Origin of the sequence: Streptomyces sp. WM6386 (assembly GCF_000972385.1) — a bacterium.
Classification (GTDB): Bacteria; Actinomycetota; Actinomycetes; order Streptomycetales; family Streptomycetaceae; genus Streptomyces.
In genome coordinates, this window is the sequence record NZ_JXTE01000066.1 from 20,986 (window position 1) to 45,990 (window position 25,005).

The 25,005-nt window shown below is 71.7% G+C and carries 18 protein-coding genes; 12 read left to right on the plus strand and 6 right to left on the minus strand.

What is annotated here, in order from left to right; all coding sequences use genetic code 11:
• Positions 1 to 60 precede the first annotated feature (60 nt).
• The 3 genes from TN53_RS31840 to TN53_RS31850 all read right to left on the minus strand — a co-directional run bounded on the left by TN53_RS31840 (position 61) and on the right by TN53_RS31850 (position 6,113).
• Positions 61 to 1,617 (minus strand): alpha/beta hydrolase, encoded by a 1,557-nt coding sequence (locus tag TN53_RS31840; protein WP_046262213.1) that lies wholly within the window; start codon positions 1,615 to 1,617, stop codon positions 61 to 63.
• A gap of 130 nt (positions 1,618 to 1,747) precedes the next feature.
• On the minus strand, positions 1,748 to 3,292 hold the full coding sequence (locus TN53_RS31845; protein WP_046262214.1) for an alpha/beta hydrolase: 1,545 nt from the start codon (positions 3,290 to 3,292) through the stop codon (positions 1,748 to 1,750).
• A 118-nt stretch (positions 3,293 to 3,410) separates the two neighbouring features.
• Positions 3,411 to 6,113, minus strand: coding sequence for a lysylphosphatidylglycerol synthase domain-containing protein (locus tag TN53_RS31850; RefSeq protein ID WP_046262215.1), 2,703 nt, complete (start codon positions 6,111 to 6,113; stop codon positions 3,411 to 3,413).
• Positions 6,114 to 6,290: 177 nt separating this feature from the next.
• On the opposite strand from TN53_RS31850, the gene TN53_RS31855 reads away from it, so the two are divergent.
• From TN53_RS31855 to nudC, 5 genes are all read left to right on the plus strand, one after another.
• On the plus strand, positions 6,291 to 6,665 hold the full coding sequence (locus TN53_RS31855; protein ID WP_420719144.1) for an MGMT family protein: 375 nt from the start codon (positions 6,291 to 6,293) through the stop codon (positions 6,663 to 6,665).
• A 275-nt stretch (positions 6,666 to 6,940) separates the two neighbouring features.
• Complete coding sequence (locus TN53_RS31860; protein ID WP_095046838.1) at positions 6,941 to 10,330, plus strand: ATP-dependent helicase; 3,390 nt, start codon at positions 6,941 to 6,943, stop codon at positions 10,328 to 10,330.
• A 116-nt stretch (positions 10,331 to 10,446) separates the two neighbouring features.
• Entirely contained in the window at positions 10,447 to 13,971 is a 3,525-nt protein-coding gene (locus tag TN53_RS31865) for an ATP-dependent DNA helicase (RefSeq protein ID WP_046262217.1), read from the plus strand.
• Positions 13,972 to 13,981: 10 nt separating this feature from the next.
• A complete protein-coding gene (locus tag TN53_RS31870) occupies positions 13,982 to 15,394 on the plus strand; it encodes a dipeptidase (RefSeq protein ID WP_046262230.1) in 1,413 nt (470 codons plus the stop codon).
• A 153-nt stretch (positions 15,395 to 15,547) separates the two neighbouring features.
• The gene (nudC, locus tag TN53_RS31875) at positions 15,548 to 16,489 is read left to right on the plus strand and encodes an NAD(+) diphosphatase (RefSeq protein ID WP_046262218.1); all 942 of its coding nucleotides are present in this window, start codon (positions 15,548 to 15,550) and stop codon (positions 16,487 to 16,489) included.
• 58 nt (positions 16,490 to 16,547) lie between these two features.
• Here the strand turns inward: nudC and TN53_RS31880 are convergent, their stop codons facing one another.
• Positions 16,548 to 16,790: a mycoredoxin gene (locus TN53_RS31880; RefSeq protein WP_046262219.1), complete on the minus strand. Its 243-nt coding sequence runs from the start codon at positions 16,788 to 16,790 to the stop codon at positions 16,548 to 16,550.
• 55 nt (positions 16,791 to 16,845) lie between these two features.
• Between TN53_RS31880 and TN53_RS31885 the strand changes: the two genes are divergently transcribed.
• From TN53_RS31885 to TN53_RS48555, 5 genes are all read left to right on the plus strand, one after another.
• Positions 16,846 to 19,173, plus strand: a complete 2,328-nt coding sequence (locus TN53_RS31885; RefSeq protein WP_095046839.1) for an ATP-dependent DNA helicase UvrD2 — start codon at positions 16,846 to 16,848, stop codon at positions 19,171 to 19,173.
• 198 nt (positions 19,174 to 19,371) lie between these two features.
• Complete coding sequence (locus tag TN53_RS45775; RefSeq protein WP_095046840.1) at positions 19,372 to 19,656, plus strand: hypothetical protein; 285 nt, start codon at positions 19,372 to 19,374, stop codon at positions 19,654 to 19,656.
• Positions 19,657 to 19,830: 174 nt separating this feature from the next.
• On the plus strand, positions 19,831 to 20,199 hold the full coding sequence (locus tag TN53_RS31890) for a WhiB family transcriptional regulator (protein ID WP_046262221.1): 369 nt from the start codon (positions 19,831 to 19,833) through the stop codon (positions 20,197 to 20,199).
• Entirely contained in the window at positions 20,196 to 20,522 is a 327-nt protein-coding gene (locus TN53_RS31895) for a hypothetical protein (RefSeq protein ID WP_046262222.1), read from the plus strand. Before TN53_RS31890 ends, TN53_RS31895 begins: the two co-directional genes overlap by 4 nt.
• 137 nt (positions 20,523 to 20,659) lie before the next feature.
• Positions 20,660 to 20,869, plus strand: coding sequence for a hypothetical protein (locus tag TN53_RS48555; protein ID WP_159038222.1), 210 nt, complete (start codon positions 20,660 to 20,662; stop codon positions 20,867 to 20,869).
• Between the two features lie 42 nt (positions 20,870 to 20,911).
• On the opposite strand, the gene TN53_RS31900 is transcribed toward TN53_RS48555, so the two are convergent.
• The gene (locus tag TN53_RS31900) at positions 20,912 to 22,276 is read right to left on the minus strand and encodes an ABC1 kinase family protein (protein WP_046262223.1); all 1,365 of its coding nucleotides are present in this window, start codon (positions 22,274 to 22,276) and stop codon (positions 20,912 to 20,914) included.
• Positions 22,269 to 23,513 (minus strand): TOMM precursor leader peptide-binding protein, encoded by a 1,245-nt coding sequence (locus TN53_RS31905; protein ID WP_420719145.1) that lies wholly within the window; start codon positions 23,511 to 23,513, stop codon positions 22,269 to 22,271. The genes TN53_RS31900 and TN53_RS31905 overlap by 8 nt, the downstream gene beginning before the upstream one ends.
• 232 nt (positions 23,514 to 23,745) lie before the next feature.
• Between TN53_RS31905 and TN53_RS31910 the strand changes: the two genes are divergently transcribed.
• Together TN53_RS31910 and TN53_RS31915 are read left to right on the plus strand one after the other, a co-directional pair.
• Positions 23,746 to 24,342, plus strand: a complete 597-nt coding sequence (locus TN53_RS31910) for a M48 family metallopeptidase (protein WP_046262224.1) — start codon at positions 23,746 to 23,748, stop codon at positions 24,340 to 24,342.
• 116 nt (positions 24,343 to 24,458) lie between these two features.
• A partial coding sequence (locus tag TN53_RS31915; protein ID WP_046262225.1) for a TerD family protein occupies positions 24,459 to 25,005 on the plus strand: 547 nt, incomplete at its 3' end.

Genomic DNA, 25,005 nt, shown 5'->3' on the forward strand with positions numbered 1-25,005 from the left:
GGACCTGCTGCGATCGGCGGGGGTTGCACGCACCACGGGTGTGTGGAACCCCCGCCGTCGTCATGAGCAGACCTTGCCGTCCTTCGGCACGGTGCCCTTGAGCAGATACGCGTTCACCGTGGAGTCGACGCAGTCGCTCCCGCTGCCGTACGCCCCGTGCCCCTCGCCCTTCCAGGTGAGCACCACGCCGACGTCCTTGCCCAGTTCGTCCGCCATCTTCCGGGCGCCCTCGTAGGGCGTCGCCGGGTCGCCGGTGTTGCCGACCACGAGGACCGGCGGCGCACCGGGAGCGCTCACCTCGGGGGTGTCCCACTGTCCGGTCACCGGCCAGTCGTGGCACCAGCCGGCCGTGTCCCAGCCCAGGAAGGCACCGAAGACGGGCGAGAGCTTCTCGAACGTCGGCAGCAGCCTCTTCGTCTCCGCGGCGGTCGGCCGCTGCTTGTCGTCCAAGCACGATATGACCCGTTGCGAGTGGGTCGTCGTGCCGTAGTGCCCCGCGGTGTCCCGCTCGTTGTAGCCGTCGGCGAGTGTCAGCAGCTCCGAGCCGTCGCCCTGTTCCGCGGCCTCCAGCGCGCTGGTCAGGGTGGGCCAGCTGGCCTTGCTGTACAGGGGAAGCACGATGCCGGTGACCGCGAGCGTCTGTGTCAGCTTCCGGTCGGAGCCGGTCGGCAGCGGGTTCGCGTCGAGCTCCTTCAGCAGGTCGGCGATCTTCCGCGTGCCCTGCTCGGGGTCCTGGCCGGTCGACTTCAGGTAGTCGTCGAGCGCCCGCTGGAAGCCCCGGGTCTGGTTCTCCGCGTGGCCCACCGTGTCGGCGCTCGGGTCGACGACCGCGTCGAGGACCTGCCGTCCGACGTTCTTCGGGAACAGGTGGGCGTAGACGCCGCCGAGTTCGGTGCCGTAGGAGATGCCGAAGTAGTGCATCTTCGTGTCGCCCAGCACCTGGCGCATGAGGTCCATGTCGCGTGCGGAGTCGGTGGTCGAGACGTGCGCCAGCAGTGCACCGGCGGCCTTCTCGCAGCCCGTGCCGAAGGTGGCGGCGTCCTTGAAGTACGCCGCTTCCTCAGTCGCGGTGTCCGGTGTCGCGTCCACGCTCTCGGCGGACTGGATCTCCTCGTCGCTGCGACAGCGCACGCCCTCGCTCTCGGCGACCCCGCGCGGGTCCCAGCTCACCAGGTCGTACCGCTCGCGAAGGGTGGAGACTGTCGCGCCGTACAGCGGCATCATGGACACGCCCGAGCCGCCCGGGCCGCCGAAGTTGAACAGCAGCGAGCCGAGGCGCTCGCTCTTGTCGCCGCGGGCCTTGGCGCGGATCAGTGCCAGACCGATCGTCCTGCCCTCCGGCTTCGCCCAGTCCAGCGGCACCTTGAGCGTCGCGCACTGCCATTCGCTGCTCGGCGCGGGGGAGTCCGCCGTGCCCTTGCAGCCCTCCCAGTCGAGCTGCTGAGAGGTCAGCGAGGACGGCAGCGCGGCGGCCGCCTCGGTGTCGGAGGCACCCGACGACGGAGTGGACGTGTTCGTCCCCTCGTCGCCCTCGTCGTCGGACGAGCCGCCGCTGCAGCCCCCCACCAGCAGTGCCGCGGCGGCGGCCAGGGCCGTCCACCGTACGAAACGCGTCATCGCAGTCCCCCCTTGCAGGCCGTCCGCACTGTGCCGCGGATGGCGGTCATGCCATGGTAGGCGGCCCGCATCACAGCTGCGCATGCCTGTGGATAACGCTCTGACCTGCTGATTTTCCGGAATCCTCGCGTCAGGAGCAGACCGTCCCCGCCGTCGGTACCTTCCCGTCCAGCAGATAGCCGTTCACCGCGCTCTGCACGCACTTGTTCTTGCTGTCGTACGCGCCGTGCCCCTGCCCCTTGTACGTCAGCTCCACGCCCACGCCCTCGCCCAGCGCGTCCACCATCTTCCGTGCCCCCTCGTACGGGGTGGCCGGGTCGCCGGTGTTGCCGATGACGAGGATCGGCGCCGAGCCGGCCGCGCTCACGTCGGGGTGCTGGGCGGCGCCCGCGACGGCCCAGTCGGTGCAGCTGACCATGCCCCATGCCAGGTAGTCGCCGAAGATCGGGGAGGCGGACCGGAACTCGGGGAGCTTCCGTTCCACGTAGTCCTCGGTGTAACGGGGCTTGTCGTCGGCGCAGTTGATGGCGATGTTGGCCGCGCTGAGGTTGCTGTACTCGCCGTCCTCGTTGCGCCCGTTCATGGAGTCGGCCAGCAGCATCAGCACCCGGCCGTCCCCGTCGTACGCCTGCTCCAGGCCGTCGGTGAGGTACTCCCAGAAGTCCTGCGAGTACAGCGACTGGGCGATCCCGCTGGTTGCCGCGGTCTGGGTCAGCCTGCGCAGGCCGGCGCCGGGGATCGGTGTGCTGTCGAGGTCTTTCAGCAGCTTGGCGATACGGGCCTTGACGTCCTGTGCGCTGTCGCCGACCGGGCAGTCCTCGGTCTGCGACACACAGTGCTCGGCGAAGTTGTCGAGCGCGAGCTGGAAGCCCTTGGTCTGCCCGAGGGAGCCCTGCTCCGAGTCCTCGGTCGGGTCGACGACCGCGTCGAAGACGGCGCGGCCCACCTTCTTCGGGAACAGGTGGGCGTAGACGCCGCCGAGTTCGGTGCCGTAGGAGATGCCGAAGTAGTGCAGTTGTTCGTCGCCGAGAATCTGGCGCATCAGGTCCATGTCGCGGGCCGCGTCGGTGGTGCGCACATGGGAGAGCATCTTCTCGGAGTTGTCCTCACAGGCGGCGTTGAACTCCTTGGTGTTGTCCAGGAGCTTGGTGCGCTCGGCCGCGTCGTCGGGTGTCGCGTCCTGCTGGAAGTACGCGTCGAGCTGAAGGTCGTTGAGGCATTCCACGGGTTCGCTGCGGCCCACCCCGCGCGGGTCGAAGCTCACCAGGTCGTAGCGGGTGCGCAGTTTCGTGTAGTCCTCGCCGAAGGCGGGCAGCGTGGTGACGCCCGAGCCGCCGGGGCCGCCGAAGTTGAAGATCAGGGAGCCGATCCGCTTGCTCTCGTCGCCGCTGGCCTTCGCCCGGATCAGCGCGAGCCCGATCTTGTCGCCCTTGGGCTCGTCCCAGTCGAGCGGCGCCTTCAGGGTGGCGCACTGCCACTTGTCGCCGTTCGGCAGAGGTGACGGGGCGTCACCACCGCCCTCCGCCGCGTTCGGTGCCGGGCAGTCCTTCCAGCTCAGCTTCTGAGCTGTGACGTCCTGGTCCTCGGAGTCGTCGCCGCAGCCCGCCAGCAGGGTGGACAGCAGGACGGCGGAGACGGTCAGGGCAGCGACGCGCAGGTGGGGAGGGTTCGGCATGATCCCATCCTGCGGTCGGGCACCCCGGGCCGCTCGGGGCACGGGCCGTACGAGGTACGCGCGCGTGCCGGTCGTACGAGGCACGCGTGCGTGGCTGACGTACCGCGTACGCGCGTGCCTACAGCGCGCCCTTGCGGGACAGGTGGTTGAAGGCCAGCCAGCCCGGCAGCACCGGAATCCACAGGGTCAGCAGCCGGAACAGCAGCACGGCCGGGGCGGCGACCTCACTCTCGAGGCCCACGGCGATGAGGCCGACGGTCAGGGTCGCCTCGACCGCGCCCACACCGCCCGGCGTCGGGGCCGCCGAGCCGAGTGCGTTGCCGGCGAGGAAGACGACGGCGACGCTGGCGATGCTGATCGAGGAGCCCTCGGTGCCGAAGGCCCGGATCGAGGCGTCCAGGCACATCACGAAGCAGGCGGTCAGCAGGAGCATGCCGCCGATGCCGGTGAGGAGCTTCTGCGGCCTCTGGAGCACGTCGAGCATGCGCGGGATGACGCCGGCGAAGAGCGAGCGCACGCGCGTGACGACGAACTTCCGCAGGAACGGCACGGAGGTGACGACGAGCACGAGCACCGCCACCGTCAGCAGACCCGCGATGACCGTTCGGGACGGCGACAGTGACGGTGTCTTCTCGGTGCCGGTCAGATAGCCGAAGGACAGCAGCATCAGGATGTGGCAGCCGAGCCCGAACAGCTGCGAGGCGCCGACACTGGCCACCGCGAGCCCGGGCCGCACCCCCTGGCGTTGCAGGAAACGCGTGTTGAGGGCGACACCGCCCACCGCGGCCGGCGCGACGATCTTCACGAACGACCCGGCGACCTGCGCCCCCACGGTCCGCATGAACGGCACCCGCTCGGGCACGAACCCCAGCAGCGACATCGCCGCCGCGAAGTAGCTCGCCGCCGAGAACAGCACGGCGGCGGCGACCCAGCCCCACTCGGCGTTCTGGATGAGCGGGCCGAACTCGATGTGGGTGAGCTGCGTCAGCAGGAAGTACGCGCCGATGGCACCGGCGATGAAGCTGATCAGGGTGCGCGGCCGCACCCGCTCCAGGCGGGCCGGTTCGACCGGCGCCTGCGGCCTGATCAGCAGTACCGCGTGGCGGATCTGAGTGAGCAGGTCCTCCTCGCGGGCCTCGTCCAGCGCCTCGTCGATGGCCCGCTTCTCGGCCCGCGCCTCCGCGCGTACGGCCTTCTTGTCGGGCTTCTCGAGCGTGGGCCTGGCGTCCGCGTGCGCTTCCTCGAGCTTGGCCTGCTTGGCCTGCCGGGAGGCTTCCAGGATCGCGTCGCGCTCGCGCTGGGCGCGCTCCCGGGCCAGTGCGCGCAGCGTCGCGCGCGTGGAGCGGCTGAGCGCGATGGGCTGGAGCATCGGCAGACAGTCGGCCACGGCGTCGGGGCCGAGCACGCTCACCGCCGCGGCCACTGCGCGCTCGGCGCCCACCCGCAGGCCGAGTGTCACCAGCAGCTGGGAGATGTCCATGCGCAGCAGCAGGTCGCCGGCCGCGATCTCGCCGACGCGCAGATCGGTGAGGATCACCGTGCCGGAACGATCCACCAGAATCGCGTCGCCCACGAGGCGCCGGTGGGCGATGCGCCGGGACTGCAGGGCCCGCACCTGGTGCCAGGTGTCCCGGAGCAGGTCGTCGGTGATGTCCTCGTCCGGCAGCGAGTCGAGGGTGCGGCCGCCGGTGTGCTCGTAGACGAGCATCACGGCGTCGGGGCCGAGTTCGGAGGTCGCGATGAGCTTGGGGGCGTTGGCGCCGGCCGCGATGGCCGCGTAGGCGAGCAGGGCCTCCTGCTCCAGGGCCTGGCGCAGCGACGGGAGGCTGCTGCGGGTGGCGAAGCCGCGCAGGGTCAGATTGCGCCACGCGCGGTAGAAGAAGCCCTGCGCCTGCTGCTCCCGGTCGACCACCGTCACGTCCAGCGGCGGACCGTCCTCCAGGGTGACGAAGTAGCGTCGGCCGCGGTCGCCGGTCTCCGGTGTCTCCGCGACCTCCTCGCGAGCCGCGCTCACCGGATGGAAGCCGACGTGCCGAAGGCCCGCCATCAGCGTCCGCCCGGTGGGCTGGACGTTGGGCGAGCCGACCGCGTACAGCGTGCCGTAGGCCACGGTCCAGCCGATCAGCACCGTCAGGATGATCGAGAACGGTGTGGTGTAGCCCGTCACGAGCATCGAGAAGGCGTCGAGCATCAGTACGATCCACAGCACCGCGCGCCAGCGCGGCCGGCGGGACATGCCGACGGCCGTCATGTACGCGATGACCGGCGCGAGATAGCCGTGCACCGGGTCGGTGAGGGCGTGGATGTCACCGGGGGAGGGCTGGGTGAGCGCCTCCTGGATCGAGTCGGGGGCGGCCTTGGCGACCCACAGGTCGGTGGCGAGGGTCACTCCGTGCGCCAGGACCGCCGCGAGCACGCCGTCCGCGATGCGCAGCCCGTCGCGCTTGATCAGCCGCTCGATCGCGAAGGCGACCGGCACCAGCAGGATCGCGATGCTGGAGGCCAGGCCGGCGATCTTGATGAGCAGGTCGGGCGCCTGTCCCGTGCCCTTGTTGATGTCCTGTTCGAGACCGGAGGTGGTGCCGTGCGCGAACGCGGCGATCGCCAGCAGGATCACCACGGCCAGCACGCCGACGAGGAGCCGCATGAGGTCCGACGGACGGTGCACGCGCGCGGGGAGGAGGGGTTCGTCGCCCTCGACCTCGTCGCTGTGCGTCTCGTCCTCGAACTCGACCGTCGCGTCTTCCTCACTGGTGCCAGGGCGCGACGAAGCGTCAGAGGTGCTCTCCGCGCCCTCCGGGTGCACGCCCTGTTGCTTCATCGTCTCTTCTTGATCTCGTATCACCGGTCACCGCCCGCACGATGGTGGCATGCCCCACCGACACACAGGGGCATCAGGGTGCAAACGCGGGGGCGCACAGTCTGCCCGAAGCGCCGCCCCGGGGCGAGGGATACGCACGGTGGTCAGCGCGTCACATTGTCGGTGGGGTGGGGCAGGATGGGGCGGATGAGCGACGAGAGCCATCCGCGCGACGCCCTGCCGGAGTACGCCGAGCGCGTCCTGGAAGTGGCGGAACTCATCCCGCCCGGGCGCGTCATGACGTACGGCGACGTGGCCGAGTGGCTGGAGGAGGGGGGCCCGCGCCAGGTCGGCCGGGCGATGGCCCTCTACGGGGGAGGCGTCCCGTGGTGGCGGGTCGTCCGCTCGGACGGCGTGCTGCTCCCGGGCCACGAGCTGCGGGCGCTCGACCACTACCGCGCGGAGGGCACCCCGCTGAAGACGGCGAGCAGGGCCGCCGAGGGCCACCTGCCGCGCCTCGACATGAAACGGGCGCGATGGGACGGCGGCGAACGCGCGGAGGGTCACACCTGACAGCTTCCGCCATCGGACGGGTCCAGGGGCGGCCTGTGATCCGTACGGGGGAAACGGGCGAAAGCGGGCACGTCCGTGGCATGCCGTACGTTCGTGGGGCGAGGGACACAGGTGTCGCGAGCGCCGTGAGTGTCGTACGGGAAGAAGCGGAAGACCTGCTTCCCATCTCTCCGTCGGCGTAGCGTCGACTGCACGCGTCCCCCTCATCCCGCGATCACCGCCCTGCACGTACGGCGGACGCCCGACCAGCACACCCACCAGGACCGGCGAACCACGTGAGCTCCTCTTCCTTCACCAGGCGCCTGTCGCACCCTCAGGTGCGGCAGGGGAGCCGTGGCGCTTACCGACTGGTGCGTACCCCGCCGACCCGCGTGGATCCCCCTCGTCTGGACGCCGCGCAGCGCTCCGTGGTTGAGCACAGGGCCGGTCCGCTGCTCGTCCTCGCAGGTCCGGGCACCGGCAAGACCACCACGCTCGTGGAGTCCGTGGCGGCAAGGATCGCCCGGGGCGGTGACCCCGCGCGCGTGCTGGTGCTGACGTTCAGCCGCAAGGCCGCCGTCGAACTGCGCGACCGCATGGCCCTGCGCATAGGGGCCGCCCGCGCGCCCCGGGCGACCACCTTCCACTCGTTCTGCTACGCCCTGGTCCGCGCCCACCAGGACAGCGACCTGTTCGTGGAGCCGCTCAGGCTGCTGTCCGGCCCCGAGCAGGACGTCGCCGTACGCGGACTGCTCGCCGGCCAGCCCGACCTGGAGCGACTCGGCCTCGCGCATGTGCGCTGGCCGGACGAGCTGCGTGCCTGCCTGACCACCCGCGGCTTCGCCGACGAGGTCCGCGCGGTGCTCGCCCGCAGCCGCGAACTGGGCCTGGGCCCGGGCGCCCTGGACGCCTTCGCCAGCAGCATCGGCCGCCCCGACTGGCGGGCCGCGGCCGCCTTCCTCGCCGAGTACCTCGACGTCCTCGACCTGCAGGGTGTGCTCGACTACGCAGAGCTGGTCCACCGCGCGGTGCTCCTCGCCCACCGCCCCGAGGTCGCCGGGCGGCTCGCCACCCAGTACGACGCCGTGTTCGTGGACGAGTACCAGGACACGGACCCGGCCCAGGTACGGGTGCTGCACGCCCTCGCCGGCGGCGGCCGTAACCTCATCGCCTTCGGCGACCCCGACCAGTCGATCTACGCGTTCCGGGGCGCCGATGTGAACGGCATCCTGGACTTCCCGCGGGCCTTCCCGCGCGCGGACGGCCGCCCGGCGCCCGTCGAGGTCCTGCGCACCTCCCGCCGCTCGGGCGACGCCCTGCTGAGCGCGACCCGGCTGCTGACCCAGCGGATGCCGCTGACCCGGCTCCCGGCGGAGAAGGTACGCGCCCACCGCGAGCTCGCCCCGGTCCGGGACGGCGGCCGCGTCGAGGTCTTCACGTACCCGACGCCCGGCACGGAGCTGGACAACATCGCCGACATCCTGCGCCGGGCACATCTGGAGGACGGCGTCCCGTGGGGCGAGATGGCCGTACTGGTGCGCGCGGGGTCACGCACCATCCCGACGGTCCGTCGGGCCCTGACATCGGCCGGGGTGCCCCTCGACATCGACGGCGACGATCTGCCACTGCGGCACGAACCGGCGGTGGCGCCGCTGCTGACGGCGCTGCGAGCGGTGGCCACGGCGGAGGCCTCGGCGCGCCCCGACGAGGAGGCTCCTCCGGGCGAGACCCCTGCCGAGGAGGTGCCCGAGGAGGAGCACCCCGCTGAAGAGGGACCTGCCGAAGAGGCACCCATGGAAGAGCCGGCCCCCTGCTGGCTCGACACCGAGACCGCCCTCACCCTCCTCGCCTCCCCCCTCGCCGGCATGGACGCCGCCGACCTGCGCCGCCTCGGGCGGGCCCTGCGCGACGAGGAACGGGCGGGCGGCAACCCGCTGCCGCCGCCCTCGGACGAGTTGCTCGCGCGGGCGCTGGCCGAGCCGGAGCGGCTGGCCGTGCACGACCCCGCGTACGCGCGTGGCGCCCAGCGGCTGGGCGCACTGCTGCGCAAGGCCCGTGAGCGTCTCGCGGGCGGCGGCAGCGCCGAGGCGGCGCTCTGGGACCTGTGGGAGGGAACACCGTGGCCCACGCGCCTGGAGCGTGCCGCCCGGCGCGGCGGCGCGGCCGGCCGCAACGCCGACCGTGACCTGGACGCCGTGTGCGCGCTGTTCGCGACCGCGACCCGCGCGGAGGAGCGCACCGGCGGCCGGGGCGCCCTCAACTTCCTGGAGGAGATCGACGCCGAGGACATCGCCGCCGACACCCTCACACGGCGTGCCGTACGTCCTGACGCCGTCCGCCTGATGACCGCGCACCGTTCCAAGGGCCTGGAGTGGCGCCTGGTCGTCGTCGCGGGCGTCCAGGAGGGCCTGTGGCCCGACCTGCGCCGCCGCGGCTCCCTGCTGGAGGCCGACCGGATCGGCCGCGACGGACTCGCCGAACCGCTCACCCCGGGCGCGCTGCTGGCGGAGGAGCGCCGCCTGTTCTACGTCGCCGCGACACGCGCGCGTGAACGTCTGGTCGTCACGGCGGTCAAGGCACCCGCGGACGACGGCGACCAGCCCTCCCGCTTCCTCACCGAACTCGGCGTCGAACCCAAGGACGTCACCGGCCGCCCGCGCCGCCCCCTGTCCGTCGCCGCGCTCGTCGCCGAACTCCGTGCCACCACCGTCGACCCGCGTGTCTCGGACACCCTCAGGGAGGCAGCCGCCCGCAGGCTGGCCCGGCTCGCCGCGCTCGCCGACGAGGACGGCCGTCCGCTCGTCCCGTCCGCCCACCCCTACCGCTGGTGGGGCATGTTCGAGCCGACCGAGTCCAAGGTGCCGCTGCGCGACCGCGACCAGCCCGTCGTGCTCTCCGGCAGCGCCCTCGACCAGCTCGCCAACACCTGCGCCCTGCAGTGGTTCCTGGGCCGCGAGGTGAAGGCCGACGCGCCCGCCACGGTCGCCCAGGGCTTCGGCAACGTCGTGCACGTCCTCGCCGACGAGGTCGCCTCCGGACACACCCCGGCCGATCTCGCCGTCCTCATGGAGCGCCTCGACTCCGTGTGGAACGCGCTCGCCTTCGACGCGCCCTGGAAGTCGGCGCAGGAGAAGGAGAACGCGCGCGTGGCGCTCGAACGCTTCCTGCAGTGGCACGTCATGGACCGCACCGGACGCACACCGGTCGCCAGCGAGCACGACTTCGACGTCACCCTCGGAGCGGGCGACTACGAGGTCCGCATCCGGGGCCAGATGGACCGCGTCGAGGCTGACGGCGAGGGGCGCGCCTACGTCGTCGACTTCAAGACCGGCAAACAGGCGGTGAGCAAGGCGGAGGTGGAGCACCACCCACAGCTCGCCGTCTACCAGCTGGCCGTGCGGGAGGGTGCCGTCGACGAGGCCTTCGACGGGGCACGTCCGGAGCCGGGCGGCGCGGAACTCGTCCAGCTGCGTCAGGGCGCCGCCAAGCGGGACGGTGGCGAGACGCTGCCCAAGGTGCAGGCACAAGAGCCACTCGAAGGGGAGTGGGTCGGCGATCTGCTCGCCACGGCCGCCGGCAAGGTCCTCGACGAGCGGTTCACGCCGAGCGCGGGGCAGCACTGCACGCACTGCGCGTTCCGGGCATCGTGCAGCGCTCGCCCCGAAGGACGTCACGTGGTCGAGTGACCGTACTGGTGTGATCGGTTGCACCACCCGTGCTGACCTGTACTTCTTCCGGCCCGGATGCGCTCTGGAGGGCGATTCGTCCTCGACTGTCAGTGGGCGCCGCTAGCCTCTCCGACATGGCCGCCCGCATCACCGATCCCGATCAGCTCAAGGAGCTCCTCGGTATCCCGTTCACCCCGGAGCAGACGGCCTGCATCATCGCGCCGCCCGCACCACAGGTGATCGTGGCCGGCGCCGGGTCGGGCAAGACCACGGTGATGGCGGCCCGCGTGGTCTGGCTGGTCGGCACCGGCCAGGTCGCCCCCGAGCAGGTCCTCGGCCTCACCTTCACCAACAAGGCCGCCGGCGAACTCGCCGAACGCGTCCGCAAGGCGCTCATCAAGGCAGGCGTCACCGACCCCGACGTCATCGACCCGGACCACCCGCCCGGCGAGCCTGTGATCTCGACGTACCACGCCTTCGCGGGCCGCCTGCTGACCGATCACGGTCTGCGCATCGGACTGGAGCCCACCTCCCGGCTCCTCGCCGACGCCACCCGCTACCAGCTCGCCGCTCGCGTCCTGCGCGAAGCCCCGGGCCCGTACCCGGCCCTGACCCGCTCCTTCCCGGACCTGGTCGGCGACCTGCTCACCCTCGACGCCGAGCTCGCCGAACACCTCGTACGGCCGGAAGCGCTGCGCGCCTACGACGCCGGGCTGCTGCTCTCCCTCGAGAGCGCCAAACTCACCAACGCCGACCTGCGCAAGGTCCCCGAGGCGGCCGCCGCGCGCCGTGAACTGGCCGAGCTGGTGGTCCGCTACCGCGCGGCCAAGCGCGAGCGCGACCTGCTCGACTTCGGCGACCAGATCGCCCTGTCCGCCGAACTCGCCCAGATCGCCGAGGTGGGGCGCATCCTGCGCGAGGAGTTCCGGGTGGTGCTGCTCGACGAGTACCAGGACACGTCCGTCGCCCAGCGCGTCCTCCTGGCGGGCCTCTTCGGTGCCGGCACCGGCCACCCGGTGACCGCGGTCGGCGACCCCTGCCAGGCGATCTACGGCTGGCGCGGCGCCTCCGTCGCCAACCTCGACGACTTCCCCGAGCACTTCGCCCACGCCGACGGCCACCTGGCCACCCGTCAGTCGCTCAGCGAGAACCGCCGCAGCGGCGGCCGCCTCCTCGACCTCGCCAACGGCCTCGCCGAGCCCCTGCGCGCCATGCACGCGGGCGTGGAGGCCCTCCGCCCGGCCCCCGGCGCCGAACGCGACGGCGTGGTGCGCTGCGCCCTGCTGCGCACCCACGCCGAGGAGATCGACTGGATCGCCGACTCGGTCGCGCATCTGGTGAACACGGGCAAGGCGCCCGGCGAGATCGCCGTCCTGTGCCGCACGGCGACCGACTTCGCCGAGATCCAGGGCGCGTTGGTCGCCCGGGACATCCCGGTCGAGGTGGTCGGCCTCTCCGGCCTGCTGCACCTGCCCGAGGTCGCCGACCTGGTCGCCGTCTGCGAGGTCCTCCAGGACCCCGGAGCCAACGCCTCCCTGGTCCGTCTGCTGACCGGCCCCCGCTGGCGCATCGGGCCGCGCGACCTCGCCCTCCTGGGACGCCGCGCCCGGCGTCTCGTGTCCCACGCACGCGTGGACGGCGACGACGACCCGGACCGTCGGCTCGCCGAGGCCGTCGAGGGGGTCGACCCGTCCGAGGTGATATCGCTCGCGGACGCCCTGGACACGTTCCTGGAGACACCGTTCGACGGCGACGGGGACGACGACGGGCTGCCCTTCTCGCCGGACGCGCGCGTGCGGTTCGCGCGCCTGGCCACCGAACTGCGCGACCTGCGCCGCTCCCTGGCCGACCCGCTCATGGACGTCCTGCACCGTGTCCTCGCCGTCACCGGCCTGGAGGTGGAACTGTCGGCGTCCCCGCACGCCCTGGCCGCCCGCCGCCGCGAGACCCTGTCCAACTTCCTGGACATCGCCGCCTCGTTCGCCGCGGGAGACGGCGAGGCGACCCTGCTGGCCTTCCTCGGCTTCCTGCGCACCGCCGCCCAGTACGAGAAGGGCCTCGACAACGCCCTGCCCGGCGGAGAGAACACGGTCAAGGTGCTCACCGCGCACAAGTCCAAGGGCCTGGAGTGGGACGTCGTCGCCGTGCCCGGCCTGGTCACCGGCACCTTCCCCAGCACCCAGGGCCGGGAGAAGTGGACCGCCCAGGGCAAGGTCCTGCCGCACGACCTGCGCGGCGACGCCGACACCCTGCCCGACGTGGAGGCGTGGGACTCCCGCGGTCTGAAGGCCTTCCAGGAGGCCATGAAGGAGCACCAGCACACCGAGGAACTCCGCCTCGGCTACGTCACCTTCACCCGCCCCCGCTCCCTCCTCCTCGGCTCCGGCCACTGGTGGGGCCCCGCCCAGAAGAAGCCCCGCGGCCCGTCCGACTTCCTCCAGGCCCTGTACGAGCACTGCGAGGCCGGCCACGGCGAGATCGAGGCGTGGGCGGACGAGCCCACCGAGGACGAGGAGAACCCGGCCCTCCACGCGGCCACCGTCGACCAGGTCTGGCCCCTGCCCCTCGACGACACGGCCCTGACCCGCCGCCGCGCCGCCGCCGAGACGGTCCTGGCCCACCTGGAGCGCCTCGCCACCCACGTGGACGGCCACCCCGCCGAGCACGACCCGGAAACGTACAGCGACCCGGACTGGCCGCCACCGGAGGACGACGAGCCTCCCTACGAGGACGGGGTCTTCCCCGACGACTCCGGCGATTTCGATGCATCCGACGACTCCGGCGACTGGGACACCTGGACGGCGGACCGCCCGACGGTCCCGCACCAGGCGACGGCACCCGACACCGGCCCGACCGCGCACGCGCGTGCCCACCCGGCGGAACCCGATCCGGACGGCGAGGCCGCCCGCCCCCGCCTCACCCCGGAGGAAGCCCGCACCCTCGCCTCCTGGGACCGCGACCTCGACGCCCTCACCGGCGAGCTCCTCCGCGCGCGGGAGGCCGTCACCGACGTGCCCCTGCCCGCCTCGCTCACCGCTTCCCAGCTGCTGCGCCTGGCAGCCGACCCGGACGGTTTCGCTCAGGAACTCGCGCGCCCCATGCCGCGCCCCCCACAACCCGCCGCACGCCGAGGCACCCGTTTCCACGCATGGGTGGAGGCCCGCTTCGAGGCGCTGACGCTGCCCATGCTGGAGCCGGATGAGCTGCCCGGCGGCGAGGCCGAGATCGCCGACGAACGCGACCTGGAAGCCCTCAAGGACGCCTTCGAACGCACCGAGTACGCCCACCGCACGCCCCACCGGGTGGAGGCCCCCTTCCAGCTGGCCATCGCCGGTCGCGTGGTGCGGGGCCGTATCGACGCGGTCTACAAGGAGGGCGACGGCGAGACGGCGACGTACGAGATCGTCGACTGGAAGACCAACCGCGACCGCACCGCCGACCCGCTCCAGCTCGCCCTGTACCGGCTCGCCTGGGCCGAGCAGCAGGGGGTGCCCCTGGAGTCGGTCACGGCCGCGTTCCTGTACGTCCGCAGCGGTGAGATCGACCGGCCGGAGGACCTCGCGGACCGGAGCGCGCTGGAGCGGCTGCTGCTGGAGGGCCCTTCCGCGCAAGCAAACTGTGAGGAACCGCCCACCGAGGATGTCGGTGCGGGCCGATAGGCTCGTGACCATGAGCCACACCGTTGACAGTGCCGTCAGCGCCGTCCGTACGTACATCGAGCAGCACCGCACCGCCTTCCTCGGCGACCTCGCCGAGTGGCTGCGCATCCCCTCCGTGTCGGCCCAGCCCGACCATGCGCCCGACGTACGCCGCAGCGCCGACTGGCTCGCCGCCAGACTCCAGGAGACCGGCTTCCCGACCACCGAGGTCTGGGAGACGCCCGGCGCCCCCGCCGTCTTCGCGGAGTGGCCCTCCGACGTCCCCGGTGCGCCCACGGTCCTCGTCTACGGCCACCATGACGTGCAGCCCGCCGCCCTGGAGGACGGCTGGGACAGCGAGCCCTTCGAACCCGTCGTCCGCGAGAACCGGCTCTACGCGCGCGGGGCGGCCGACGACAAGGGCCAGGTGTTCTTCCACACACTCGGCGTCCGTGCCCACCTCGCCGCCACCGGCCGCAGCACGCCCGCCGTGAACCTCAAGCTGCTGATCGAGGGCGAGGAGGAGTCCGGCTCGCCGCACTTCCGCGCCCTTGTCGAGGAGCGCGCGCAGCGGCTCGCCGCAGACGCCGTGATCGTCTCCGACACCGGCATGTGGGCCGAGGACACCCCGACCGTCTGCACCGGCATGCGCGGTCTCGCCGAGTGCGAGATCCGGCTCCACGGGCCCGACCAGGACATCCACTCCGGTTCCTTCGGCGGCGCCGTGCCCAACCCGGCGACCGCCGCCGCCCGGCTGGTCGCCGCCCTGCACGACGAGGACGCACGCGTGGCCGTCCCCGGCTTCTACGACGGCATCGTCGAACTGACCGACCGCGAGCGCGAACTCTTCGCCGAGCTCCCCTTCGACGAGCAGCAGTGGCTGCGCACGGCCAAGTCGTACGCCACTCGGGGCGAGGCCGGCCACACCACCCTGGAGCGCGTCTGGGCCCGGCCCACCGCCGAGGTCAACGGCATCGGCGGCGGCTACCAGGGCCCCGGCAGCAAGACGATCATCCCGTCCTCCGCGATGGTGAAGCTGTCCTTCCGCCTCGTCGCCGGACAGGACCCCCATCACATCGAGAAGGCCGTCCGCGCGTGGGTGACCGAGCAGGTGCCCGCCGGGATCCGCTGCGAGATCACGTTCGGCGCGGCCACGCGCCCGTGTCTGACCCCGCTGGACCACCCGGCCCTGCAGTCCGTCGTCCGCGCCATGGGCCGCGCCTTCGACAAACCCGTCCGCTTCACCCGCGAGGGCGGCTCCGGGCCGGCCGCCGACCTCCAGGAAGTTCTCGGTGCCCCCGTGCTCTTCCTCGGTATCTCCGTCCCCTCCGACGGCTGGCACGCGCCGAACGAGAAGGTCGAGCTCGACCTGCTCCTCAAGGGCGTCGAGACCACCGCGTACCTGTGGGGAGACCTCGCTGAGCACTGGCGGCATGCGCCCTGATCATCCCGAGGCGTCCGGATCGGCATGGGGCGCGGGGCAGACTGGAAGAGCTGTCCCGTACCGCCGATCACCGGACGCGGCCGCCTCCCGCCGTACGTCCCGCCGCACCGCCCGCCGAAACAATCCGTTCCACCGGGGGAGTTGGAAGTACCCGTGACCACCTGGACCGACCACACCGCCGATCGACCCATCTCGCTCACCGCCCCCAGCGGCATCGACCGGGCCGCCCACCACCGGCTCGACGAGGCCTGGCTCGCGGCGGCGTGGAGCCACCCCACGACCCGCTGCTTCGTGGTGTCCGGCGGTCAGGTCCTCGTCGACGAGACGGCCGACGGCCGTACCGAACTTCTCATGACGCCCGCCTTCGAGGCTCCGCTCACCGAGGCACACCGCTACTTCCTCGGCATCGACGAGGAGGGCGTCAGTTACTTCGCCCTCCAGAAGGACGCCCTGCCCGGCCGCATCGACCAGTCCGCGCGCCCGGCGGGTCTGCGTGAGGCGGGCCTGCTGCTGTCGCCGCGCGAAGCGGGCCTGATGGTGCACGCGGTCGGTCTGGAGAACTGGCAGCGCACCCACCGCTTCTGCTCCCGTTGCGGCGAGCGTACGGTCATCGCCGCGGCCGGGCACATCCGCCGCTGCCAGGCCTGTGGCGCCGAGCACTACCCGCGCACCGACCCCGCCGTGATCATGGCCGTCACCGACGAGGACGACCGCATCCTGCTGGGCCGCCAGGTCCACTGGCCCGAGGGCCGCTTCTCGACGCTGGCCGGCTTCGTCGAGCCCGGCGAGTCCATCGAGCAGGCCGTGCGCCGCGAGGTCTTCGAGGAGGCCGGCATCACCGTCGGTCAGGTCGAGTACATCGCGAGCCAGCCCTGGCCGTTCCCGTCCAGCCTCATGCTCGGCTTCCTGGCCCGCGCCACCTCCACCGAGATCAACGTCGACGGGGACGAGATCGGCGAGGCCCGCTGGTTCTCCCGTGACGACCTGGGCGCCGCCTTCGACTCCGGCGAGGTCCTGCCGCCCTACGGCATCTCGATCGCGGCCCGCCTGATCGAGCTCTGGTACGGAAAGCCGCTGCCGACGCGCAGCGTCTGACAACGCAGTGGGGCGGCTCCCGTCCGGGAGCCGCCCCACTCGCGTGTACGTCCGTCGCCTACGCGGCGATCTTCTGCTTCACCTGGGCCAGCGACGGGTTCGTCAGCGTCGAACCGTCGGCGAACAGCACGGTCGGAACCGTCTGGTTTCCGCCATTCGCCTTCTCGACGAACGCCGCGGACGCCGGGTCCTGCTCGATGTTGATCTCGGAGTACGCGATGCCCTCGCGGTCCATCTGCTTCTTCAGCCGCTGGCAGTAGCCGCACCACGTGGTGCTGTACATCGTCACAGTGCCCTGCATGTCTCGCGCGCTCCTCTGGTGGCTCGGGGACGGGGTGGCCCACTGAGGGGAACGTATGCGACCCGGGAGCCATTCCCGACCGCGTGTGCTCGGCCGGGTGGCGCCTGCCGCATCAGTACGACTGCGAGCCCCTGCCTGTGGACAACCGGCACAGCCGTCCCCGCCGACCTGGCAGCATGGCGGTGTGACAGCAGCAACGCACTCCACCCTTTTCCCGCAGGTCCCGGACTCGGCCGACGCGGTGCTCGAAGGGCTCGATCCCGAGCAGCGCGAAGTGGCCTTGGCGCTGCACGGGCCGGTGTGTGTGCTGGCGGGCGCCGGTACGGGCAAGACACGGGCGATCACCCACCGCATCGCCTACGGAGTGCGCGCCGGCATTTTGCAGCCCTCCAGCGTGCTGGCCGTCACCTTCACCAACCGCGCCGCCGGTGAGATGCGCGGCCGGCTCCGCCAGCTCGGTGCCGCCGGGGTCCAGGCCCGCACCTTCCACTCGGCCGCCCTGCGCCAGCTCCAGTACTTCTGGCCGAAAGCGGTCGGCGGTTCCATGCCCCGGCTCGTCGACCGGAAGATCCAGCTCGTCGTCGACGCGGCCGCCGCCTGCCGTATCCGCCTCGACCGGGGCGAGCTGCGGGACGTCACCGCCGAGATCGAGTGGTCCAAGGTCACCCAGACCGTCCCCGGCGACTACGCCCTCGCGGCCGCGAAGGCGGGCCGGGTCGTCCCCCGCAACCCCGCCGAGGTCGCCCAGCTCTACGCCGCCTACGAGGACCTCAAGCGCGAGCGCGCCGTCATCGACTTCGAGGACGTCCTGCTGCTGACGGTGGCCGTCCTCCAGGACCGGCACGACATCGCCGACCAGGTCCGCGCCCAGTACCAGCACTTCGTCGTCGACGAGTACCAGGACGTCAGCCCCCTCCAGCAGCGCCTGCTGGAGCTGTGGCTCGGCGACCGGGACAGCCTCTGCGTGGTCGGCGACGCCAGCCAGACGATCTACTCGTTCACGGGAGCAACTCCCGACCACCTTCTCGACTTCCGCACCCGCCACCCCGGTGCCACCGTCGTCAAGCTGGTCCGCGACTACCGCTCCACCCCCCAGGTGGTCCATCTCGCCAACGGCCTGCTCGCCCAGGCGAACGGCCGCGCCGCCGATCACCGCCTGGAGCTGGTCTCGCAGCGCGCCCCCGGCCCCGAGCCCGTCTACACCGAGTACACCGACGAGCCCGCCGAGGCCGAGGGCGCCGCCCGCCGCATCCGCGAACTGATGGCCGCCGGTGTCCCGGCCGCCGAGATCGCCGTCCTGTTCCGTACGAACGCGCAGTCCGAGACGTACGAACAGGCTCTCGCCGACGCGGGCGTCCCCTATCAGCTGCGCGGCGCCGAACGGTTCTTCGACCGACCTGAGGTGCGCAAGGCCGGCATCGCGCTGCGCGCCGCCTCCCGCTTCGGCGGCAACGACGCCCTCCTGGACGACGCCCCCGACCTGCCCTCCCAGGTGCGTGCCGTGCTCTCCGGAGAGGGCTGGACCACTGCGCCCCCGGCAGGATCCGGCGCGGTCAGAGAGCGCTGGGAGTCGCTGGCCGCCCTGGTGAACCTGGCGCAGGACTTCGCGGCGGCCAGAACCGGCGCCACCCTCGCCGACCTCGTCGCGGAACTGGACGAGCGAGCGGGCGCCCAGCACGCCCCGACCGTCCAGGGCGTCACCCTCGCCTCCCTGCACTCGGCCAAGGGCCTGGAGTGGGACGTCGTCTTCCTGGTCGGGGTGGCCGAGGGCATGATGCCGATCACCTACGCAAAGACCGACGAGCAGATCGAGGAGGAGCGTCGCCTCCTCTACGTCGGCGTCACGCGCGCACGAGAGCACCTCCATGTCTCCTGGGCCCTGTCCCGCTCGCCCGGCGGACGCCCCAATCGCCGCCCCAGCCGCTTCCTCGACGGGCTGCGCCCCGGCTCGACCGGTGCCGCTGCACGCGCCGCCACCGGTGGCTCCGGCGGCGTGGAGCGCGGTTACACGAGCGGTACGGCCGGTGCCGTGCCGCGGCGGACCCAGCGCACCCCGGCCCGCTGCCGGGTCTGCGGCCGCACTCTCACCGACGCCGGCGAGATGAAGCTGATGCGGTGCGAGGACTGTCCCTCCGACATGGACGAGGGCCTCTACGAGCGGTTGCGCGAGTGGCGGGCGGAGCAGGCGCGGCGCAGCGGACAGCCCGCGTTCTGCGTCTTCACCGACAAGACACTGATGGCGATTGCCGAGGCCGTCCCCGACGACGAGGGCGAGCTGGCGCGGATCCCCGGGGTCGGCGTCCGCAAGTTCAACCGTTTCGGAACCGATGTGCTGGCGATCTGCGCAGGCCAGGAGCCCGGGCCGGAAGAAGCGGGGAACTGATCCGAACTCGTCGAAAAAATAGTTTGCGCATGCCCCGGCAATCCCCATAGGTTCTTAGCCACGGGGACGGAGGCCTTCTCGGAGGCCCCGATTCCGTGCTCTACTTACATACCCGCAGGACCGGTTCACCCCGGTCTCCCGAGACGCCGAGAGGAGGCGAGTCCAGTGACCAGCATCAACGCCAGCTTCACCGCGAAAATGACCGATCGCTCGGTCGTCGCCTCCCTGTGCATGCTCGCTGTCTCGAACCAGGGCACCGGTCTGTCCGGCATTCGTGTCGCCGGCCCGGCAGCCTCCGTGTCTCGCGCCGGTCTTCCCGTTCGTGAGCGCAATGAGCGACCGACGAAGGCACTGGAAGCAGTAGAGGGACAGGCGCATGCCTATGCCTTTACGGCAGCCGGTGCCGGAAGCCGGAAGCAGGCGACGCAGCACCACCTGATGTGGGCCTTCCGTGGGCCAGAACCCTGGAGTGATCCAGCCTGATTGATCAGGCCGGCGCCTTCAGGGCCGCGGAACCCCATCCGGGATCCGCGGCCCTTCTGTTTGTCCTCGAACGGGGATGACGGAGCGAAGGGGCCTCGGGACAAGAAAAGAACCCGGTACCAAGCCGACCACCGGTCCAACAGGGCCGGACCGACCAGACGAGGAAGACGAACCGTGCAACTCGAAGCGCACGCCCCGTCCGTACCGCCTTCCGAAACGATCCCCCCGCCCGGCCTCACGGAGGACTCCACCTTGATCCCGCTCACCGCGCTCACCGCGCTCGACGACGCCATCGAGAGCCTCGGCGTACCCGTCCCCTGCCGTTCGTACGACCCGGAGGTCTTCTTCGCCGAGTCGCCGGCCGACGTCGAGTACGCCAAGTCCCTCTGCCGCACCTGCCCGCTGATGGAGGCCTGCCTCGCCGGCGCCAAGGAGCGGCGTGAGCCCTGGGGCGTCTGGGGTGGCGAGCTGTTCGTCCAGGGTGTCGTCGTCGCCCGGAAGCGGCCGCGTGGTCGCCCGCGCAAGAACCCGGTCATGGCATGAACACCATCGCAGGAACGATCGACCGCCCCCTCACGCTCGACCCCAAGAAGCAGGCCCCGATGAAGCCGTCCACCACCGAGCCCGCGGGCTCCGCGATTCCAGACTTCACCACCGTCGGCGCGAGCGACTTGCGCCAGAACAGGACCCGAGAGATGCAACTCCAACCAGAAGCCCTGGCTCGTGCGCATATGCACGAGCGCCTGCACCAGGCGCAGCAGGAACGCCGGGCCGTGAGCCTGGCGGCCGCGCGCCGCATGCAGCGCCGGGCCGAGCGCGCGTCCATGCGCGCCCGCCGTGCGCTGGCCATCGCGGTCATGCAGTAAGCGAAACCACCTGAAGAGGTGGCCTTCCGGGCTCCGGGAGGCGAAAGCTCCCCGCGGGGGCCGGTCCGTGCGAACGGACCGGCCCCCGCGGTGCGTTGTGCCCGCCGATCCGCCGACCGCGGCGATATCGTCGCCGCGTGACGAGTCTTCCCGGGGGCAGTGAAGACAGCGGCTCCGCCACGGAGCCCCAGCCTCTCGTGTGCGCGCGCTGCGGCACGACCGCCGACGGTCCGCGGTCCACCTGGATCTGCTCCGTGGAGAACGGCGTCCGTCAGTACTTCTGTGACACCTGCTCGAGGGACAACCTCAGGGCGATCGAGGGGCGCTTGGACTCGGCTTGGTGGTAGGGCCTTGCCGCCGGCTTGCCGCCGCCCCGGTTCACCAGTGGCTCACGCCTCCGCCGCCGTCTCCTCCGTCTCCTCTTCCGGCACGAACCCCGGCAGCCACTCCTCCAGCTCCTCCCGCAGCCGTACCGTCGCGCCCAGCTGGCACAGGACGCCGATCGTGCTCAGTGTCACGCGGTGTATGAGGAGGTATGCCGGGGGGAGGTTGAGCTGCTTGCCCAGCTGGTAGGCGGGGGAGCGGATGTCGGCGATGCGGGCCGCCTGGCTGCGCATCCAGCCGCGGGTGAAGGTGAACTCGTCGAGCAGGGCCGGTTCGATGATCGGCCGGAGGTAGTCGAGGACGGCGTCGGGGTCCAGTTCTATGGACTCCTTGACGAAGCCCTCCAGACGCAGCAGTTCGTAGACGGCCTCCGCCTCGCCGTCGAGGGTCATGCGCAGGGAGTCCCCGATGGGGGTGGGCAGGCCGCCCGGGAGACGGTCGACCGTGCCGAAGTCCAGGACGCCCAGGCGCCAGTCGTCCTCGCCGTCGGGGCCGCCGGGCAGGAGGCGGAAGTTGCCGGGGTGCGGGTCGGCGTGGAGCAGGCCGGTGCGGGCCGGGCCGGAGAAGAGGAAGCGGGCCAGCAGTTGGCCGGCGCGGTCGCGCTGTTCCCGGGTGCCGTCCGAGATGACCTCCGACAGGGGGACGCCGCCCATCCACTCGGTGATCAGGATCTGGTCGCACTGGTGGACCACCGCCGGCACCACGACGTCCGGGTCGTCCGCGAACTCGTCGGCATGGGCCTGCTGGGCCTGGGCCTCCAGGCCGTAGTCCAGTTCCTCGGAGACCCGGTCCCTCAGTTCCGCGATGAGCGGCTTGATGTCCATGCCGGGGATCAGCGGGCCCAAAAGTCGGGCGAAACGGCTCAATTGGTTCAGGTCGGACAGGAGGGCGTCGCCGGCTCCCGGGTACTGCACCTTGACCGCCACCTCGCGGCCGTCGTGCCACACCGCATGGTGCACCTGACCGATCGACGCCGCGGCGGAGGGCTTGTCCTCGAACTCCACGAACAGTTCCTGCCAGTCCTCCCCGAGCCGCTCCTCCAGCACCCGGTGCACCGTGCGCGTCGGCATCGGCGGCGCCGCCTCCTGGAGCTTGGTCAGCGCGGCCCGATAGGGACCGGCGACCTCCTCGGGCAGTGCCGACTCGAAGACGGACAGGGCCTGGCCGAACTTCATCGCACCGCCCTTGAGCTCGCCGAGCACCTTGAACAGCTGCTCCGCCGTGCGCTGTTGCAGCTCACGGCCGACGATCTCCGCGGACTCCCCGACGATTCTCTTGCCGAGCCCCCAGGTTGCCCGGCCTGCGAAGCCGAGCGGGAGCGCGGCGAGCTTGGCGGTACGGGTGACCGCCTTGCGGGGAAGATCAGACATGCGCCCTCCAGGTCCCAGCAGGCCGTGCCGCATCCGCCTCACGGCGCAATTCCTTCGACGGCCCTTGCTCGGTCATTGTCTCGTGCGACTCCCCGTCCTTGACGGTGTGTTCCTCCTTACCTTTCTCCGCGGCTCCGCACCGGCACGCGGGATGTGCCCAGACCGGCCGAGCATGCCAGTTCAGGGCGGGGAGGGAGACCTCCCAGCGGGCGCCGGCACTCGACGGGGTCCGACCGTCGAGGAAGGAAAGGGCGTGTGCGGCCGCCAGCCCCGCCACCGTAGTGGCCAGCGCCAGGTCGCACGGGCGCACCTGGCGTGACCGCCCCGAACCCGACCGCCACTGTGCGACCAGCCGGGGCCACACCGGGTCCCGGTCGGCACGCCCCTCGTGCAGACAGCCCGCGCAACTCGTCACCCCGGGCAGGACGAGAGGGCCGACGACACCGGTCGCCTCCACGACACCGGCGTACAGATGGGGCGTACCGGAGTCGACGAGGGGGTCGGCGGGTGGCGGGGCGTGCACCGCGACGTCGTCCCTCGGGGCGAGGATCACCAGGGAGAACCCGGGCTCGCCGTCCCCGGAGGACGGCCGGCGTGGCGAGCGGTCCGGCGCGCACCGGCGTGCCGCGCGCCGGGCGGCCTCGTCCCTGCGCTCGCCGATCGCCTCGGCGGGCAGCCCGCCCGGCGCGACGTCCCACGGCTCGACCTCGCCGACGTCGCGCACATCGACCTCGCCGACCCCGGCGCCCGCCAGCAGCGAGGCCAGCACCGCGCCCACCCGGCCCGCGCCCCTGACCTGTACGCGCAGCGAGCGACGGGCGGCCAGCAGCTCGACCCCCTCGCCCGGTTCGGACGTCGTCAGGGACAGCGAGGCCAGATCGGGGCGGAGCCGGTCGAGGACCCGCTTCTTCCTTCGCAGGGTGTCACCGGCCTGGCCGCCGCCCCGCGCGTCGTCGAGCAGCCCGGCCCGCGCCAGCCGCTCCAGGAGCCGGTCGACATGGCCGTCGGGCAGATCCATGCGCCGCCCCTCCTCGCGCAGCAGCCCCGGACCGCGGGTGCCGTTGAGCAGGTCGAGGAAACTGCCCGTAGCCGTGTCCATCGGACCCAGCGTCATCGCGTGCGCCGGAGTCATCCCGAACTGCACGGTGTTCAGGTCGCGCCAGCCGCGCCGCAGCGCGGGCTTCACCAGCGGAACCAGCGGGATCGCCGTAACCGATGGATCTTGTGAAGACTGCATGACAGGCCCCCGTAGCCCTAGTGGAACATCCCCGTCCGCCGCCCGGAGACCCCTCGGTGATCGGTTGTGGCTCCGACGGCGAATGCCAGCATGCCCGGATCGGTGATGCGCCGCCGAAAGTTGTCCACAGGCGGTGGGTATTCGTCGTACAAATCAAACGCATGGTGGGGGATCCGGACCGAACCGTCCCGGAGTCGGGACTTCCAGCACTCACAGCGGGTAACGTCGGGGCGTGTCCGCCGACCCACTGCACCGCGCCGGAACACCACAGCGACGCACGTCGAGCCAGCCGCCCAGCGGCTCGGGCGCGAGCGCGATCGAGGTGCGAAGGAGCGCCCGACGACGCCGGACGGTCTCCGCGTACCGCGAGGGCGACCGCACCGTCGTGCTGATCCCTGCCCGGATGTCCGAGGCGGAGGAGCAACGCTGGGTGAGCGTCATGCTCGACAAGCTGGCCGCCCAGGAGAGCAAGCGGGTACTCGGCGACACCGAACTGGCCGAGCGCGCCGAGCGGCTGTCGGCCCAGTACTTCGACGGGCGAGCCCGGCCCGCTTCGGTGCGCTGGGTCACCAACCAGAACACCCGCTGGGGCTCGTGCACCCCCTCCGAGAGCAGCATCCGCCTCTCGCACCGGCTGCAGGGCATGCCCGAATACGTCGTCGACTACGTCCTCGTCCATGAGCTCGCGCATCTGCTCGTGCCCGGGCACGGGCCCCGCTTCTGGCAGCTCCTGGAGGCGTATCCGCGCACCGAGCGGGCCCGGGGCTACCTCGAAGGTGTGGTCGCGGCCGAGCGGTTGCCCCATTTGCCCGGCGCGCGCGGAGAGTGACCGACGTCCCCGGCCGGGGATTGTGTACCGGGTCTGTACCGACTTCGTCCACTGTCCGAGTTTGCCGTTAGCCTGACGCGACGCACTCGCACTTGGATGGGGGACGGTCGTTACGCATGGCCAGGGAATTCCAACGCGGCCACAAGGCCAAGGTCAGTGACCTCACCGCGGGCACGGATCTGTACGTAGGTGTGCAGATCACCGGCCCCGGACTGAGCTTCGACATCAGCTGCTTCGGCCTCGACGCCGACGAACGGCTCTCGGACGACCGGTACTTCGTCTTCTTCAACCAGCCGAAGTCCCCTGAGGAGTCCATCCAGCTTCTGGGCGCCCAGGCGGGTGACTCGGAGTCCTTCCGGGTCACCCTCGACCGGATCCCGGCGCAGATCCAGAAGCTGTCCTTCACGGCGACGATCGACGGCGCCGGCCAGATGTCGCAGGTCGCCCCCGGATACCTCCGGATCGTGGCCGGCGGCGAGGAAGTGGCCCGCTACTCCTTCAACGGCTCGGAGTTCTCCACCGAGCGGGCCGTGATGCTGGGCGACTTCTACCTGAAGGACGTCTGGCGGTTCGCCGCGGTCGGACAGGGCTTCGACGGCGGCCTCGACGCACTGCTGAAGAACTTCGGCGGCGAGGTCGCGGAGGAGGAGGCCCCCGCGGCCC